This is a genomic window from Pseudomonas sp. AN3A02 (assembly GCF_011765255.1).
In the GTDB taxonomy this organism is placed as follows: Bacteria; Pseudomonadota; Gammaproteobacteria; order Pseudomonadales; family Pseudomonadaceae; genus Aquipseudomonas.
The window spans coordinates 190,698-205,978 of sequence record NZ_JAARNI010000005.1 but is presented as its reverse complement, the minus strand read 5'-3'; the positions used below and the strand labels follow the sequence as shown (position 1 = coordinate 205,978).

The 15,281-nt window shown below is 61.3% G+C and carries 11 protein-coding genes; 4 read left to right on the top strand and 7 right to left on the bottom strand.

Features of this window, described 5'->3' with window-relative positions; all coding sequences use genetic code 11:
- Positions 1-112 precede the first annotated feature (112 nt).
- The 3 genes from HBJ59_RS20305 to HBJ59_RS20295 all read left to right on the top strand — a co-directional run bounded on the left by HBJ59_RS20305 (position 113) and on the right by HBJ59_RS20295 (position 4,798).
- Positions 113-1,087, top strand: a complete 975-nt coding sequence (locus HBJ59_RS20305) for a GTP-binding protein (protein WP_167664568.1) — start codon at positions 113-115, stop codon at positions 1,085-1,087.
- Positions 1,084-2,256, top strand: a complete 1,173-nt coding sequence (locus HBJ59_RS20300) for a PotD/PotF family extracellular solute-binding protein (RefSeq protein ID WP_167664567.1) — start codon at positions 1,084-1,086, stop codon at positions 2,254-2,256. The genes HBJ59_RS20305 and HBJ59_RS20300 overlap by 4 nt, the downstream gene beginning before the upstream one ends.
- Positions 2,257-2,461: 205 nt before the next feature.
- A complete protein-coding gene (locus HBJ59_RS20295) occupies positions 2,462-4,798 on the top strand; it encodes a bifunctional diguanylate cyclase/phosphodiesterase (RefSeq protein WP_167664566.1) in 2,337 nt (778 codons plus the stop codon).
- A 58-nt stretch (positions 4,799-4,856) separates the two neighbouring features.
- On the opposite strand, the gene HBJ59_RS20290 is transcribed toward HBJ59_RS20295, so the two are convergent.
- From HBJ59_RS20290 to HBJ59_RS20265, 6 genes are all read right to left on the bottom strand, one after another.
- Entirely contained in the window at positions 4,857-7,274 is a 2,418-nt protein-coding gene (locus tag HBJ59_RS20290; protein WP_167664565.1) for a glucose/quinate/shikimate family membrane-bound PQQ-dependent dehydrogenase, read from the bottom strand.
- A 101-nt stretch (positions 7,275-7,375) separates the two neighbouring features.
- Complete coding sequence (locus HBJ59_RS20285; protein ID WP_167664564.1) at positions 7,376-8,713, bottom strand: carbohydrate porin; 1,338 nt, start codon at positions 8,711-8,713, stop codon at positions 7,376-7,378.
- A 213-nt stretch (positions 8,714-8,926) separates the two neighbouring features.
- A complete protein-coding gene (locus HBJ59_RS20280) occupies positions 8,927-10,204 on the bottom strand; it encodes a type II toxin-antitoxin system HipA family toxin (protein ID WP_167664563.1) in 1,278 nt (425 codons plus the stop codon).
- Positions 10,201-10,650, bottom strand: a complete 450-nt coding sequence (locus tag HBJ59_RS20275) for a helix-turn-helix domain-containing protein (RefSeq protein ID WP_167664562.1) — start codon at positions 10,648-10,650, stop codon at positions 10,201-10,203. Before HBJ59_RS20275 ends, HBJ59_RS20280 begins: the two co-directional genes overlap by 4 nt.
- A 138-nt stretch (positions 10,651-10,788) precedes the next feature.
- Positions 10,789-12,039 carry an aspartate aminotransferase family protein gene (locus HBJ59_RS20270; protein WP_167664561.1) on the bottom strand — a complete coding sequence of 417 codons (1,251 nt, stop codon included), beginning with the start codon at positions 12,037-12,039 and terminating at the stop codon, positions 10,789-10,791.
- Between the two features lie 89 nt (positions 12,040-12,128).
- The gene (locus HBJ59_RS20265) at positions 12,129-12,995 is read right to left on the bottom strand and encodes a LysR substrate-binding domain-containing protein (RefSeq protein ID WP_218585910.1); all 867 of its coding nucleotides are present in this window, start codon (positions 12,993-12,995) and stop codon (positions 12,129-12,131) included.
- Positions 12,996-13,189: 194 nt separating this feature from the next.
- Between HBJ59_RS20265 and HBJ59_RS20260 the strand changes: the two genes are divergently transcribed.
- Positions 13,190-14,218, top strand: coding sequence for an amino acid ABC transporter substrate-binding protein (locus HBJ59_RS20260; RefSeq protein WP_076017582.1), 1,029 nt, complete (start codon positions 13,190-13,192; stop codon positions 14,216-14,218).
- Between the two features lie 4 nt (positions 14,219-14,222).
- Here the strand turns inward: HBJ59_RS20260 and HBJ59_RS20255 are convergent, their stop codons facing one another.
- Positions 14,223-15,236, bottom strand: a complete 1,014-nt coding sequence (locus HBJ59_RS20255; protein ID WP_167664560.1) for a sensor domain-containing diguanylate cyclase — start codon at positions 15,234-15,236, stop codon at positions 14,223-14,225.
- Positions 15,237-15,281: the final 45 nt, after the last annotated feature.

Below are 15,281 nucleotides of genomic sequence, written 5' to 3'. Positions count from 1 at the left end.
TTGCTCGCGAAAAAACGTCAACGATAACGCGCCCTCTCTGGTTGAACGCGGCGTTCTCAGGTTTTTCGCGAGCGAGCTCGCTCCTACAGGGGGCCAGCAACGAGGTAGAAATATGAGCATCGCCCTCAACGTCATCACCGGCTTCCTCGGCAGCGGCAAGACCACCTTGCTCAAGCGCCTGCTACAAGGCGAAAGCCTTGGCGACACGGCGTTGCTGATCAATGAGTTCGGCGACGTAGGCATCGACCATTTGCTGGTGGAAGAAGTCGCGCCGGACACCGTGCTGCTGCCCAGCGGTTGCGTCTGCTGTTCGATTCGCGGCGAGTTGAAAGACGCCTTGCTCGGCCTGTTGCAGCGCCGTGAGCGCGGCGAGATTCCAGCCTTCAAACGGGTGATCCTGGAAACCACCGGCCTGGCCGATCCGGCGCCGATCCTCGCCACCTTGAATAACGACGTGCAGCTTCGCGGGCGCTTTCATATCGGCCTGGTCGTGACGTTGGTAGACGCCAGCCACGCCGCCCTGCAAGAACGCCTGCACCCCGAATGGCTGGCGCAAGTGACCGCCGCGGATCGCCTGCTGTTGAGCAAGACCGACCTCGTCGAAGACTGCGGCCCGTTGCGCGCGCACTTGCAGGCACTGAACGCCGGTACGCCGATCCTCAATACCTGTGACGTCGACAGCGGTGAACAACTGCTGCTTGGCGAAGGCCTGCGCAGCGCCGAACCTGCGGCCGAAGTCAGTCGCTGGCAACTCCATCAAACCACCGCCGCCAACCACGGCGCCGCGCAAGTCTGTTGCCTGACCTTCGACCAGCCGCTGGATTGGGTGGGGTTCGGGGTCTGGTTATCGATGCTGTTAAGATGCCACGGCGAACGTATTCTTCGCGTCAAAGGACTGCTCAACGTGAACGCAAGCTCGGCCCCCATTGTTATCCACGGCGTGCAGCATTGCCTGCATGCCCCGGTTCACCTGCCTGCCTGGCCGGGGACCGATCGGCAATCACGCCTGGTGTTTATCCTGCGCGGTCTCGACCCGGCGTTGCTGCGTCGCTCCTTTGAAGTGTTCTCCAGAAGGTTCGCCGCATGATCACGCTTCGCGTCCTCGGTACCTCGGTGACCTTGCTCGAATGTCTGCGTGTGCGAGCGGAAAAAGAGCTGGGCATTCGCCTGGTGTATCAGGTGCACGATGTCGAGCAGGCCCAGCGTATTGCGGTGATGCAGCCGGACAGCTACGACCTCTACGACCAGTGGTTTCACAACGTCGATTTCGTGTGGCCGGCCCGGGCGATCCAGCCGATCGACACCCGGCGCATTGCGCTGTGGCACGAGATCAACGACCTGCCCAAGCGCGGACGTTTGTCCGCCAACGACCGCCTGGGCAGCGGCAGTGTGCCCAGCGAGCGCCTGTTCGTGCAGCACGATGGCAGCCTCGGCAGCACCGTGACCGAACGCATCAGCATGTTGCCCCTGACCCACAACGCCGACAGTTTCGCCTACCGCCCCGAGCGCTTGCCCGAAGGGTTCAACCGCGCCAATGAGAGCTGGGGCTGGCTGCTCGACCCGGCCTGGGGCGCACGCACCGCGCTGCAGAGTGACGCCGCCATCGGCGCCCTCGATGCTGCACTGGCGGTGCAAGGCGCGGGGCTCGCGAGCTTCAAGGACATCGGTAACATGAGCATCGAAGAGATCGATGTGCTGGCGGATATCCTGGTACGCAAGCAGAAGGAAGGGCACTTCGCAGCGTTCTGGTCGGATGACGAAGAAGCGGCGCAGCTGATGCTCAGCCCGAGCATCGACATCCAGAGCCTATGGTCACCGACCCTGATGCGCCTGCACCGAGCCGGGGTTAAATACCGCTTGGCGGTGCCCCGTGAAGGTTATCGCGCCTGGTTCGGCGGGTTGTCGTTGTCGCGCCATGCCAAGGGCCCGGTGCTGGATGCGGCCTATGCCTACCTCAACTGGTGGCTGTCCGGCTGGCCTGGAGCGGTGATGGCGCGCCAGGGTTATTACATCGGCAACCCGGCTCGTAGCCGTGATCACCTGAGCAGCGCCGAGTGGGATTACTGGTACGCCGGCCAGCCCGCGCGGGAAGAGCTGCTGGGCAGCGATGGCTTACCGTTGATTGATGTGGGCGAAGTGCGCGACGGTGGCTCCTATGAGCAACGCATGGGGCACATCGCGGTGTGGAACTCGGTGATGGACGAGCACAACTACCTGGTGCGGCGCTGGGGCGATTTCATGCGGGCGCGGATGTAGGAATGGCGGTATGCCGCCAAATTAATGACGTGAAAACTCCCGTGTTTATTGGGTGCACATCTTCTCTTGCGCAGCTAGTCTGGATAGTTCGAATGTCCTTTTAAAAAAGGATATTTATTTGACGCCAGTTCAGCTTTCGCGAGGGACGCGTATGACGAAGGGAGATTTCGGCTGGAGGAGACGGGCGCTGCCAGAGGGCAACAAAATGCGGTGGCGCCATACGTTTCAAACCCGGATCGCCGGGGTGCTGGCGCTGCTGTTACTGGTGGTCGTGGCGGCGGTGTATTTCGCGGTGAAGACCGCGACCAATCACGCCGTCGAAAACCAGGCCCAAGTGCAATTGGAAACCGGCAGCCAGGTGTTCGAACGCCTGCTCGACCTGCGTGGCCGGCGTTTGCAATACGGCTTGAACTGGCTCACGGCAGACCTGCCCTTCCGCCAGTCCGTCGCCGAGGGTGAGCCCGCCGAGATTCTCGCCGCCCTGCGCCGGCATGGCACCGGCCTGACGTCCAGTGAAGTATTTGTGCTGGGCCTCGACGGCAAGGTGATGGTCAGCACGTTACAGGCGCTGATCCCGGGCCAGCCTTTTCCCTACAACGACGCCTTGCGCCAGGCCCGGCGCAGCGGCCTGCAAATGTTGATCGTAGCCCTGGATGGCCGGCCTTTTCTGCTGGTGCAACAGGACGTCGTCGACCTCACACCGATTGCCCGTGTCGCCATGGGCTTCCCCATGGACGAAATCTTCGCCAGTGAATTGCGCTCCATGAGCAACCTTGAGGTGTCGTTCCTCAGTGCGCAGCACGGCCAGCCCGGGGAACTGTTCAGCACTCAGCCCGAGGCACTGCAGGCATCAATTGCCGCTGGCTTGCAGGCGCCGTACATCAATTCCAAGGCGCAACTGAACCTGTTTCACGGCCAGCGTTACCTCAGCCAGGTGTTGCCGCTGGGTAACACCGCAGACGGCGGTGAGGTGCGGGTGCTGCTGCAAAGCCCGCTGGACCACGCCCTTGAATCCTTCGCGCCGCTGGACCGGCAATTTCTCGCAATCGCCCTGGTGGTGCTGCTGGTGTCGCTGGCGGGCGCTTTGTTCCTGGCGCGTAGGGTTTCGCGCCCACTCAATGCGCTGGTGCAGGCCGCCGAACGCATCGGTGCCGGTGATTACCGTACGCCAGTGCGGGTGCGCAGCCATGATGAGTTCGGCCTGCTGGCCCAGGCTTTTAACGCCATGCAAACCAGGATCGCCGTGCGCGAACGGCAACTGGCCCACAACGCCCTGCACGATCCGCTCACCGGCCTGCCCAACCGGGCGCTGGCCATGGAGCGCCTGGGCAGTGCCATCAGCGCCGGCCGGCCCGTGGTGTTGCTGTACCTGGGGATTGAAAACTACCGGGTGATCAATGAAAGCTATGGGCCGGAAGGTGTGGAAGAAATGCTCCGCGAAGCCAGCCGCTGCCTGTTGTCGAGCCTCTCGGCCAGTGACACCGCCGCGCGCATCACCGGCAGCGAGTTTTTGCTGCTGCTGGAAAACACCGAGATTGACCGTGTCGTGGCGTTGGCTGACCGCCTGTATGGGCTGCTGACCGAGCCTCAGCGCATCGGCGGCGATGAACTGCGCCACGAGGTGAGCATCGGCATCGCCGCGTACCCGGCCGACGGCCAGCAGGTTGAAGAGCTGATCAGCCGCGCCGCGCTTGCCCGCCACGATGCGGCCGGGTTACCGGGCTATTTACAGATCTACCAACAAGACCGCGACCTCGCCCACCAACGTCAGATCACGCTGATCCGCGACCTGCGCCGGGCGGCGGCGGAGGGCGAGTTGTACCTGTGTTATCAGCCCAAGCTCGACTTGCACCATGGCCATGTGCGCCAGGCCGAGGCGCTGTTGCGCTGGCAGCATCCGACCCTCGGGCTGGTATCGCCCGCCGAGTTCATTCCCCTGGCCGAGCGCACCGGCAGCATGGGCAGCCTTACCCACTGGGTGATCGAAGAAGCCATTCGGCAATTGGCCGAGTGGGAGGTGTGCGGGTTGCAGGTGCAGTTGTCGGTGAACATCTCGGTGGATGACCTGGCCGATGACAGCCTGGCCCTGCGGGTGACCGAGCTGTTGGCGCGCTACCGCGTGTCGGCCCGGCAGCTGATTTTTGAAATCACCGAAAGCGCGATCATGCACAACCCGGTGCAGGCCCTCAGCGTGCTGGAGCAACTGCGCGGTTGTGGCATCAGCCTGTCGGTGGACGACTTTGGCACCGGCTATTCCTCCCTGGCGCAACTGCAACGCTTGCCGGTACAGGAACTGAAGATCGACCAGTCGTTCGTGCGCAATCTCGACGGCGCCTCCGGCGACGGCGTGATCGTGCGCTCGACCATCGAAATGAGCCACAACCTCGGGCTCAAAGTGGTGGCTGAAGGTGTGGAGTTCGAGCCCAGCCTCAAGCTGCTCAAACTCTGGAAGTGCGACACGGCCCAAGGCTATCTGATCAGCCGGCCACTGAACGCCATGGCGTTCGAAATGTGGATGCGCCGCGAACGTGTGCCGGTGTGAACACAAAAAAAGGCGGCTACCCATGAGGTAGCCGCCTTTGTCTTGCCGCCGCTGTTACTTAATCCGGCAGTTTGAACGCCATCACATAGTCGCCCTGCTTGGTGCCCAGGGAACCATGACCGCCGGCCATGACCAGCACGTACTGCTTGCCGTCCTTGCCGGTGTAGGTCATCGGTGTGGTTTGCGCGCCTGCTGGCAGGCGGCCTTCCCACAGTTGCTTGCCGTTTTTCACGTCATAGGCACGCAGGTACTGGTCAAGGGTACCGCTGAGGAAAGACACGCCACCGGCCGTGGTGAAGGTCCCGCCCAGGCTTGGTACGCCCATGGTCAGTGGAATCGGAACCGGCGAGCTGTCACGCACGGTGCCGTTTTTGTGCATCCAGATGGTCTGGTGGTTGGTCAGGTCGACCGCGGCCACATAACCCCATGCTGGCGCCTGGCACGGCAGGCCCAGTGGCGACAGCATGGCTTCGAGGATCACGCCGTACGGCGCGCCTTTGTTCGGCTGCACGCCTTCGGTTTCGCTGACCCGTGGGCCTTGCTTGGCGATGTCGGCGGCCGGGATCAGTTTCGATTTGAACGCCATGTAGCTCGGGTTCACGAAAGCAATCTGGCGAACCGGGTCGACGGAAATGCCACCCCAGTCGAACACGCCAAAGTTACCCGGGTAAACGATCGAACCTTGAAGCGATGGCGGGGTGAACGGACCGTCGTAGCGCATGGATTTGAAATCAATCCGGCACAGCATCTGGTCGAACGGCGTCACGCCCCACATGTCACGCTCCTTGAGGGGCGGTGGCATGAAGTTCAGGTCCGATTTCGGTTGGGTCGGAGCGGTGTGATCGCCGGCCACTGCGCCTTGCGGTACAGGGATTTCATTGATCGGCACCACTGGCTGACCGTTCGAACGGTCGATCACGTAGATGCTGCCTTGCTTGGTCGACGCCATTACCGCTTGCTTCACGCCTTCAGCGGTCTTGATGTCGATCAGCGAAGGCTGGCCGCCCACGTCCATGTCCCACAGGTCATGGTGAGTGAACTGGAAGGTCCACTTCACGTGGCCGCTGTCGATGTCCAGGGCGGTCAGGCCGGCGCTGTACTTCTCGGAGTCCGGAGTCCGGTCGCCGCCGTACTGGTCGGGCATCTGGTTACCCATCGGAAGGTAGAGCATGCCGAGTTTTTCGTCCACCGCGAACATCGACCACATGTTTGGCGAGTTGCGGGTGTAAGTCTTGCCCTCGGCCAACGGGGTGGTGTCGTCCGGGTTGCCGCTGTCCCAGTTCCACACCAGCTTGCCGGTGTGCACGTCGAACGCACGGATCACGCCGCTCGGCTCGTCGGTGGAGACGTTGTCGGTCACGTGACCGCCGATCACTACCAGGTTCTTGGTAACGGCCGGTGGCGAGGTGGAGTAGTAACCGCCCGGGGCGAAGGTGCCGATGTTGGCACGCAGGTCGACCTGGCCTTTGTCACCAAAGTCTTCGCACATCTTGCCGGTGTCGGCGTTCAGGGCGATCAGACGGGTGTCGGCGGTAGGTACGAAGATGCGTTTCGGGCAGGCATTCGGCGCGGCGGCCGGGCTGGCGCTGCCAGTCGGGCTCTGCTCGGAAGCGTAGACCGCGTCATCGTGATACGACACGCCACGGCAGGTCATGTGCGCCCAACCCTTGAAGTTGGCAGCACCCTCGCTGCTGATCTTCGGGTCGAAACGCCAGATTTCCTTGCCGGTGTCCGGGTCCAGGGCAATGACCTGGCTGTGTGGTGTACACACGTAGAGCATGCCGTTGACTTTCAGCGGGGTGTTTTCCGCAGTGGTTTCACCGGGATCGCCTGGGCCAGGAATATCGCCAGTGCGATACGTCCAGGCTGGAACCAGCTTGTGGGCGTTTTCCGGGGTGATCTGTGCCAGTGGCGAGTAACGGTCACCAAAGGCCGAGCGGCCATAGGAGTTCCAGTCACCGTCCGCCTGGGCTGGCGCGGCGCTGGCCATGCCTGGCACCGCATCGCGGTCCAGTTGGCCTTTTTTGACCATGGCACCCGGGTCGGTGAATTGGCTGGCCAAGGCAGCAGCACCGGCCAGCACGACGGCGACGCTCAGGGCGCCAGTGCCCAGCGGCGCGGCTTGGCCACGCAGCAATGGACGGCGGAACCACGGGAGCAGCATGACGATGCCGAGGGCGAACAGCAGGGCCAGGCGCGGCACCAGTTGCCACCAGTCCAGGCCGACTTCCCACAGCGCCCAGACGGTGCTGGCAAACAGCACCAGTGCGTACAAGCCCAGCGCCGCGCGGCGTGTTGCCAGCAGCAACAGGCCGGTGACGGTGATGCCGAGACCGGCCAGCAGGTAATACAGCGACCCGCCGAGCATGCTCAGCTTGATCCCCCCGGCCAACAAGGCCAGGCCCATTATCAGCAGCAAGATCCCCAGTAGCCTGGGCAGCAGGCGACTTGGACTTGAAGCACCATCAGTGCTCATAGTGTGGTTCTCCGTTACGTTTTGAATTGATTGCGCACAGTTCACTGTAGATGACGTTCCGGCGCAGGCATGGTTCAGGGCAAATTAGGTTTATTCAGAAATCAGAAGGAACTTTGCAGCTTGATCCCGCCAATCAGCGCGTCATCCACCTGGGCAATAGCCCCGGGGTGACGGATGTATTGCAGGTTCGGGCGTATCGTCAGCCAGTTGGTGACGTGCACGCCGTAATAGAGTTCGGCGCTGTATTCGGTGTGTTGAATCGGCATATAGGCCGGGTCATCGAAGTCGTACACCGCACGGGCCTGGTTGCTCGCCTCGGCGTTCTTGCGATAGGCCGGGTTGACGTGCACCCGGGCCACGGCAAAGCCGATATCGTCCTTGGCGCGGGCGTCAAACGGGCCCTTGTAGACCACGCCGGCCTGCAGGTAGTTATCCACAGCGTTGGTTTTCTTGTCGTGCATCGTGCCGTTGGCGAACACGCTCAAGCCTCGCGAATGGTCGCTAGCCAGGCTGGTGACTTGCTGTTGCACACCCAGCCACACCCCGTGTTTGCTGGAGGCGCTGCGATAGGCCTCGCCGCTGAGGGCTGCCGGCTGGTCGTTGCGGTCTTTATAGACGTCGCTGGCCTTGGCGCTGCTGTAGTAGTAACCGGCGCGGTATTCGCCGGGCAGGCCGTTGAGCGTGGGTGTCCACACCAGTTCCACCGGGAGCAGGGCGCCTTGTGTGCCGCTGCCACTGAGCTTGAAGCCATTGCCGCGATCCAGGTTGGACGGGTTCTGTTCATAGGCGCCGACCTGGGCGTACAGCTCGGGCGTCAGGTGATACTTGACCCGCAGCGCCCACTGGCTCACCGGCCAGTTGTACCAGATGCTGCCCACCCAGTTGCCGACCTGCGAGCCGCAGAACGCCAGGTTCTGGAAGTCGCAGGGGAAGCTGTTGAAGTCCTCGCCTTCGCCAAAACGGCCGGCCTTGATGTCGAGCTTCTGGTCGAAGAACTTCTGCTGGTACCACATCTGCGTCAGGCGCCAGGTCTGGCCACGGCCCCAGACTTCCTGGGAGGAAGTGAACCCGCCCACACGCGGATCGTTGACGCGGTCGTTGGTGATGTTGTTGCCGCTGCGCTCGGTCACCGTCAACTGGAACTCGGCGTCGTGCCAGCCGAGGATCTTCTGCAGATCCAGGTGCGTGCCCAGGCCGAACTGATCGCTGTAGCGCGCGGTGCGGTCGTGGTCTGAGCCGCCGTGCAGGTTGCTGCCCATCTCGCCGGTGTAGTCGAACTTGAAGTCGTAGCCTTTTTGAGACAGCGCTGTCCGAGCTCCGCCGAAATCACCCAGCATCCACGGTGATTCAGCGTCAAAGGCAGGAGCGGCTTGGGCACAGGTGGCCAGACCGAAAGGCAGCAGCGCAGCGCACAGGCGCAGGTTTGGGAAAGCAGGCATAGGCAAAATGGGGTCTTAATATTTTATGGTTTTGAAACGCCAACAGCGACCTGGCGCGTTCGCACAAAGGCGTTGAACACGGGCGGACGATGTTTTATGGAATGATGAAACGTTTCAGTTTGTTGCCGACAAGGATAAAGCCCCGACGCGGGGAGAGAAAGGGCTAAACGGAAGATGGATTCTTTCGGATTTGGTAATAGTGGCGTCGCTGGGTCATTGTGCGCCGTTGGACAACTTGAAGGCGGGGCTCATTTCGTCCTGCTCACGTCTTGAGATGCCCACTGCATTGGCCAGCGTTGGCCACTGATTCACAACGCCCCTGAAACGTTCGATAAGCGTGTCGGCCTCCGGGAGTGGCACCCTGAAGATCCCGGCGACTGATCGCACCAACTCCAGATCCAGAGCGTTGTCATGTTCGCTGATATTGAGTTTCAGGCCATGACCGTAACGGTCGGGATTCATATCGTAGGCAGGAGAGAGCCGCCATCCCCGTCCCGGTTCCAGCAGGAAGCCGTGGTTACGCAAGTGATCATCGGTATTGGAAACCAACACGTTAAACAGAATTCGACACCACAGTTCGCGCAAGTCAGCTTGGGTATCGGCGCCTTGCGTGATCAACACCCGCGCAAGTTCCAGGTAGCTGACGCCAGTCGAGGCATCGTCACCATCGGTATGCCCGGTCAAGGTCATGGCGGAGGCGAAATGCAAACGTCGCCCCTGAGCAGACCGGTCAAAACGTTTAACCCTGAAGCAGTGATGCTCGCTGGCATAGCGTTCTGCATCCATGGGGGCGACGCGCAGACCGCAGCCCTCGGCGAGAGACCCAACGATGTATTCCCAGGCTCCCACATCGTGCTCATCGCGCAGGCTCGGAAACTTGGCAATCCAGAGATGCCCATCGGGGTCGACCACGCTGGCTTTAGGGCGTGCGCCACCCAGCGAGCCGCCGGGTGCGATCAACATCCGCAGCCAATCGCTGCCTTCGACGGCGGTGTTGTCGGTATCGTTTTCCAGGGCGCGGCTGGCTGCTTCCAATTCCCGCAGTTTGATCAGTGGCGGCGCCGCCAGGCTGTCCTGATTGTCCAGAAAGGGGCCGTTCTCATCTTGCTTGAAACGCAACGCGCCGACGCGGAAGGTATCGTGTACACCCAACAGGAAGTCTGACTCCATAAGCCGAGTGTGGGGTGCAACTCTTGCCGCTCGTTTATCGCGTTCCAGCCGACGCTTCATCAGCATGCGCCCCCATCGGTCGGGGCTGGAGTCGGCAAATACACCGAAGGTATCGCGACCTTGCGGGGGGAACTGCGGGCCTTCGAACAAGCCTATGCGCGGGTCAAGTTGAGTCAGGCCCAACTGCGGATCAGCCAGCGCCTCACGGTCGTATTCAAACTCAAACAACTCACTTGGACCGCCTTGGCGCGCATGCAGTACGCCAAGGCGACGGGCATGATCGAGCCCATCCCAGTCGGCATAAACGAGAATACGGGTCATGGCTTGGATGACTCGTCACTGGAACGGCTGACGGGGTTGACGATCAGGGCCGAAAGTTTCGAGGCCGTTTGTGCCTGGGGGGAGACTGAGGGCGCGATGGTGGCAGACGACATGTGTGCAGCCTTCTTCACGCGAGGCTTGGTTGCCCCCTGCTTTTTGTTTGTAAGCGCGGCGTCTTGCAGATGGCGTCCTACTGTGTCGGTTTCAGCGATCGAGGCTACATCCTGTTCGAGCCCGAGCACTTGCAATACGGACAGGTAGGCGCCGATGGTCACTCCCGTAGAGCCTCGCTCCAATGCACGCAGGGTCATGAGTGACATACCGGCACGCTCCGCCACTTGTTTGGCGGTGAGCTTGCGACGCAAGCGCGCCAAGCGCAGGCGTTCGCCCAAGTCCACCAGCAATTGCTGGGTCATAGGGAGTAGCGGAGCGGTTTTGTTGGCCATGGGTGCAATTATTCCGGCGCTTTCGAGAAGAATATGCAGGAATAATAGCACTATTGGTGAGCAATGGATCTGCAATTATTTTGGCTGTTTTGTAGTGTTACAGCTAAAATAATTGCAGTTTTTTTGTCGTGGGTTGACCTAAGCCAACTTCACCAAACACTCCTCAAGAATATCCAACCCTTCCTCCAGCACCACTGCCTCAATCGTCAACGGCGCCAGCAGGCGGATAATGTGCCGTGATTTGCCGCTGGGCATCAGCAGCAAACCCGCCTCGCGGGCCAGGGCCAGCAGTTGGGTCAGTTGTTGTGGTGCCGGGCTGCCGTCGGCGTTGGCCAGTTCGATACCACGCATGGCGCCCACGCCGGTCAAGCGGCCGAGGTACGGCGAGAGCTTTTTCGAACGCCATGATTCATAGCGGCTGAGGATGGCTTCTTCCTGCTGCGTGCCCCAACTTTTCAGGTGTTCATCCGTCATTTCATCCAGGGTCGCCAACGCCGCCGCGCAGGCAATCGGGTTGCCGGAATAGGTGCCGCCCAGGCCGCCTTTGGGCAGGTTGTCGAGCAACGTTTTGCGACCCACTACTGCGCCGAGCGGCACACCGCCGGCGATGCTTTTGCCCAGCAGTATCAGGTCAGGCTCGATGCCCAGGCGTGAGAACGCAAAACGCTGGCCGGTACGGCCGAAGCCGGACTGGATTTCATCGGCAATCAGCAGGATGTTTTTCTCGTCGCAAAAGCGCCGCAGTGCCTGGGCGAATTCCACGTCCAGCGTCAGGAAGCCCCCTTCGCCCTGCACCGGTTCGATGATGAAACAGGCCACGTCGTCGACGTCGATTTCCACGCTGAACAGGCGGTCCATTGCCTTCAGCGCTTCGCCGCAGGTCACGCCGTTGTCGCGACTGGGGAATGGCAGGTGGAACACCGGCCCCGGCAGTACGCCGACTTTTTGTTTGTACGGCGCGACCTTGCCATTGAGGTTCAAGGTGGCCAGGGTGCGTCCGTGAAACGCCCCGTCAAAGGCAATGACCGCGGTGCGACCGGTCGCGCCGCGGACGATTTTCAAGGCGTTTTCCGCCGCCTCCGCACCACTGTTGGTGAGCATGCCACTGACCGGATAATCCACCGGGATGAACGCGGTGAGGCGGTCCATCAGTTCGATGTAGGGCGCGTGAGGCGCGGCGTTGAAGGCGTAGTGGGTGAGCTTTGTCGCCTGCTCGCGGATCGCCTCGACCACGCGCGGGTGGCAATGGCCCAGGTTGAGTACGCCAATGCCACCGACGAAATCGATGTAGCGCTTGCCCGTGGTGTCCCAGACTTCGGCGTTCTTGCCATGGCTGAGGCTGATGGGGTGGACGATGGAAATCGACTGGCTGATGGTTTCGCGGCTCATGGATCCGGGACTCAAGAATAGGATGCGTCCTTTTATCTAAGCCGTGAGCCGCCTTGCCCCGCAAACGAAATAAAGTCGCCGGGTCATTATTAAAAGTCGGGATGTGCTGTGGTGTACTCCACCATCCAGCTCAAAAACGCCTGCACTTTTGGAATCCCCCCGGCATGTTCGGCATGGGCGATAAAGTGCGCGCCGGCGCTGGGCATCGCGTAATCCCAAGGGATCATCAGGCTGCCGTTCGCCAATTCCTCGGCCACCAGATACTGCGGCACTAACGCCACGCCGTACCCCGATTGCGCCGCGCGAATGCACATGTAGAACGTGTCGAAGCGCGGCCCGTGGTAGCTGTTTTGTGAATGCAGGCCTTGTTCCAGAAACCACTCGTGCCAGGCTTCGGGACGCGAGGTGCATTGCAGCAACGTGTGGCGGGACGAGGCGTCGCTGCCTGCGGCAACAAACCCGGGTGCGCACACCGGTACCACGGCTTCGCGAAACAACTCGATGCAGGTCGCTCCCGGCCACGATCCCTGGCCGAAGAAGAACGCGATGTCGGCCTTGGCCTGCAACACGTCGAACGGCTCCAGTTCATTGCGCACGTCCAGGTGGATATTGGGATGGCGCGCGGCAAAATCCTTGAGCTTGGGCACCAGCCAGCGGTCACCGAAGGTCGGCTGTGTGGCAATGCGCAGCACTTCGGTTTCGCCGCCATAGGTCAGGATGTAGCGGCTGGAAATATCCACTTGGTTGAGGATCTTGCGTACTTCCTCCAGGTACAGCGAGCCTGCCGGCGACAGGTACAAACGCTGGCGCACTCGCTGGAACAACGGGTGGCAGAGCATCTCTTCCAGCTGCGCCACTTGCTTGCTCACCGCACTCTGGGTCAGGTGCAGCTCTTCGGCGGCGCGGGTAAAGCTCAAGTGGCGGGCGGCGGCTTCGAAGCACTGCAGGGCAGTCATCGAAGGGGTCAAGCGTTTCGAAATCACGGGATCGCAGATCCTTTCAAATAGCCAAGTTCATTCCAAATCGGAAGGAGCCTTTGCCTAAACGTCGTTTGTGGCCAAGGTGTAAAGCCGTTGATACTGACCGGCAACACTATAAACGGCGCGGGTTTTTGGCGCCGAATAATAAAGACCGACAGGGAGCGCCTTGCATGAAGAATATGAAGTCCACGTTGGCGGCATTCACCGCCGCCGCAGTATTGGGGTTGGCCGGGAGCGCGCAGGCGGGGGCGACCCTGGATGCGATCCAGAAGAAGGGTTTTATCCAGTGTGGGGTCAGCGATGGTTTACCGGGTTTTGGCGTGCCGGACGCCAACGGCAAGATGACCGGCATCGATGTGGATGTGTGCCACGCCGTCGCCGCCGCGCTGTTTGGTGACGCGTCGAAAGTGAAGTTCAGCCAGTTGACCGCCAAGGAACGCTTCACCGCGTTGCAGTCTGGCGAGATCGACCTGATTTCCCGCAACACTACCTGGACCAGTTCCCGCGACGCCGGCATGGGCATGGTATTCACCGGCGTGACCTACTACGACGGCATCGGCTTTCTGGTGAACACCAAGCTCGGTGTGAAGAGCGCCAAAGACCTGGACGGCGCGACCATCTGCATCCAGGCCGGCACCACCACCGAGCTGAACGTCTCGGACTACTTCCGCTCCAACGGCCTGAAGTACACGCCGATCACCTTCGACACCGCCGACGAAAGCGCCAAGGGCCTGGAGGCCGGCCGCTGCGACGTGCTGACCACCGACCAGTCGGGCCTGTACGCCCAGCGAATCAAGATGGCTCACCCGGATGAATTCGTGGTGTTACCGGAAGTCATTTCCAAGGAGCCGCTGGGCCCGTTGGTGCGCAAGGGCGACGACGAGTGGTTCAGCATCGTCAAGTGGACGTTGTTCGCCATGCTCAACGCCGAGGAAATGGGCATCACCTCGCAGAACGTCGAAGAGCAGGCCAAGTCCACCAAGAATCCGGACGTCGCCCGTCTGCTGGGCGCAGACGGTGACTACGGCAAGGACTTGAAACTGCGCAAGGACTGGGTGGTGCAGATCGTCAAGCAAGTGGGCAACTACAGCGAAGTGTTCGAGCGCAACATCGGCCAGGGCAGTGTGCTGAAGATCAAGCGTGGCCTGAATGCGCTGTGGAGCAACGGCGGCATCCAGTACGCGCCGCCGGTTCGCTGAAGGTTTACTCAGACACGGTGTCCTTGCCCGCCGCCTTGGAGCGATACAACGCCTGATCGGCCCTGGCCATCAGGCTCGTGGGTGATTCTTCGTTGCGCCGCTCCACCACGCCCAGGCTCAGCGTTACTTTGAAATTGCCCACGGCGGGCAGCTCCTTGAGCACACAGCGCATCCGCTCGGCCAGTTCCCGCGCGGTTTCCAACGTGCTTTTGGGCACAATCACCATGAACTCATCACCGCCCCAGCGGGCCAGCAAGTCGCCGTGGCGCAAGCAGGCTTCCAGGCATTGCACCACATGCACCAGGGTTTCATCACCGACGGCGTGGCCGTGCTGGTCGTTGATCGGCTTAAAGTCATCAACGTCCATGGCAATCAGCGACAGCGGCAGGCGAAATCGTTGGGCGCGATCGCATTCTTCCAGCAGGGCACGCTCCAGGCGGTAACGATTGGCCACACGGGTCAGGGCGTCACGCTCTGCCAGGGAGCGGTTCTCATCCAGTTGCAACTGCAGTTGTTGATTGACCCGCGACAGCTCGCGGGTGCGTTCGGCCACCAGGGCTTCGAGGGATTGATTGCGTCGTTCCAACTGTTCGATGGACTGTTTGCGTGCCTGGATGCTGCGGTGGGCGCCGACCATGCGTGCTACCGAGCCGTCGTCGTTCCGTGAGATCACGTAGCCACGGTCTTCGATCCACAAGTAGGAGCCGTCTTTCTTGCGGCAGCGGTATTCGGCTTGATAGTGAGTGGTGCGGCGGTTGATGTAGTTATCGAACAGCACCATCACCTGAGGGTAGTCCTCGGGATGAATCACGTTTTCCCAGGTGAATACGCTGTTTTCCAGGGAGTGATGGGCGTACCCGAGCATTTCGTACCAGCCGGGGTTGCGGTAGACGAACCCGCTGTTGGCGTTCCAGTCCCAGATCCCATCGCTGACCAGCTCCATGATGGCGTGCAGCATGTCGGCGTTGAGGTCGGTAAAGTCGCTCCTTGAGGGTTCTTGGCCGGATGTATCGTCCATTGCGCACTCCTTGCGTGGGGCTGGCTCTCATGGCCAGTTACTGTT

Excerpts from the sequence above, each read along its gene's own strand:
- HBJ59_RS20305 (WP_167664568.1), top strand. The coding sequence starts at position 113 with ATGAGCATCGCCCTCAACGTCATCACCGGCTTCCTCGGCAGCGGCAAG.
- HBJ59_RS20300 (WP_167664567.1), top strand. The coding sequence starts at position 1,084 with ATGATCACGCTTCGCGTCCTCGGTACCTCGGTGACCTTGCTCGAATGT.
- HBJ59_RS20295 (WP_167664566.1), top strand. The coding sequence starts at position 2,462 with ATGCGGTGGCGCCATACGTTTCAAACCCGGATCGCCGGGGTGCTGGCG.
- HBJ59_RS20290 (WP_167664565.1), bottom strand. The coding sequence starts at position 7,274 with ATGAGCACTGATGGTGCTTCAAGTCCAAGTCGCCTGCTGCCCAGGCTA.
- HBJ59_RS20285 (WP_167664564.1), bottom strand. The coding sequence starts at position 8,713 with ATGCCTGCTTTCCCAAACCTGCGCCTGTGCGCTGCGCTGCTGCCTTTC.
- HBJ59_RS20280 (WP_167664563.1), bottom strand. The coding sequence starts at position 10,204 with ATGACCCGTATTCTCGTTTATGCCGACTGGGATGGGCTCGATCATGCC.
- HBJ59_RS20275 (WP_167664562.1), bottom strand. The coding sequence starts at position 10,650 with ATGGCCAACAAAACCGCTCCGCTACTCCCTATGACCCAGCAATTGCTG.
- HBJ59_RS20270 (WP_167664561.1), bottom strand. The coding sequence starts at position 12,039 with ATGAGCCGCGAAACCATCAGCCAGTCGATTTCCATCGTCCACCCCATC.
- HBJ59_RS20265 (WP_218585910.1), bottom strand. The coding sequence starts at position 12,995 with ATGACTGCCCTGCAGTGCTTCGAAGCCGCCGCCCGCCACTTGAGCTTT.
- HBJ59_RS20260 (WP_076017582.1), top strand. The coding sequence starts at position 13,190 with ATGAAGAATATGAAGTCCACGTTGGCGGCATTCACCGCCGCCGCAGTA.
- HBJ59_RS20255 (WP_167664560.1), bottom strand. The coding sequence starts at position 15,236 with ATGGACGATACATCCGGCCAAGAACCCTCAAGGAGCGACTTTACCGAC.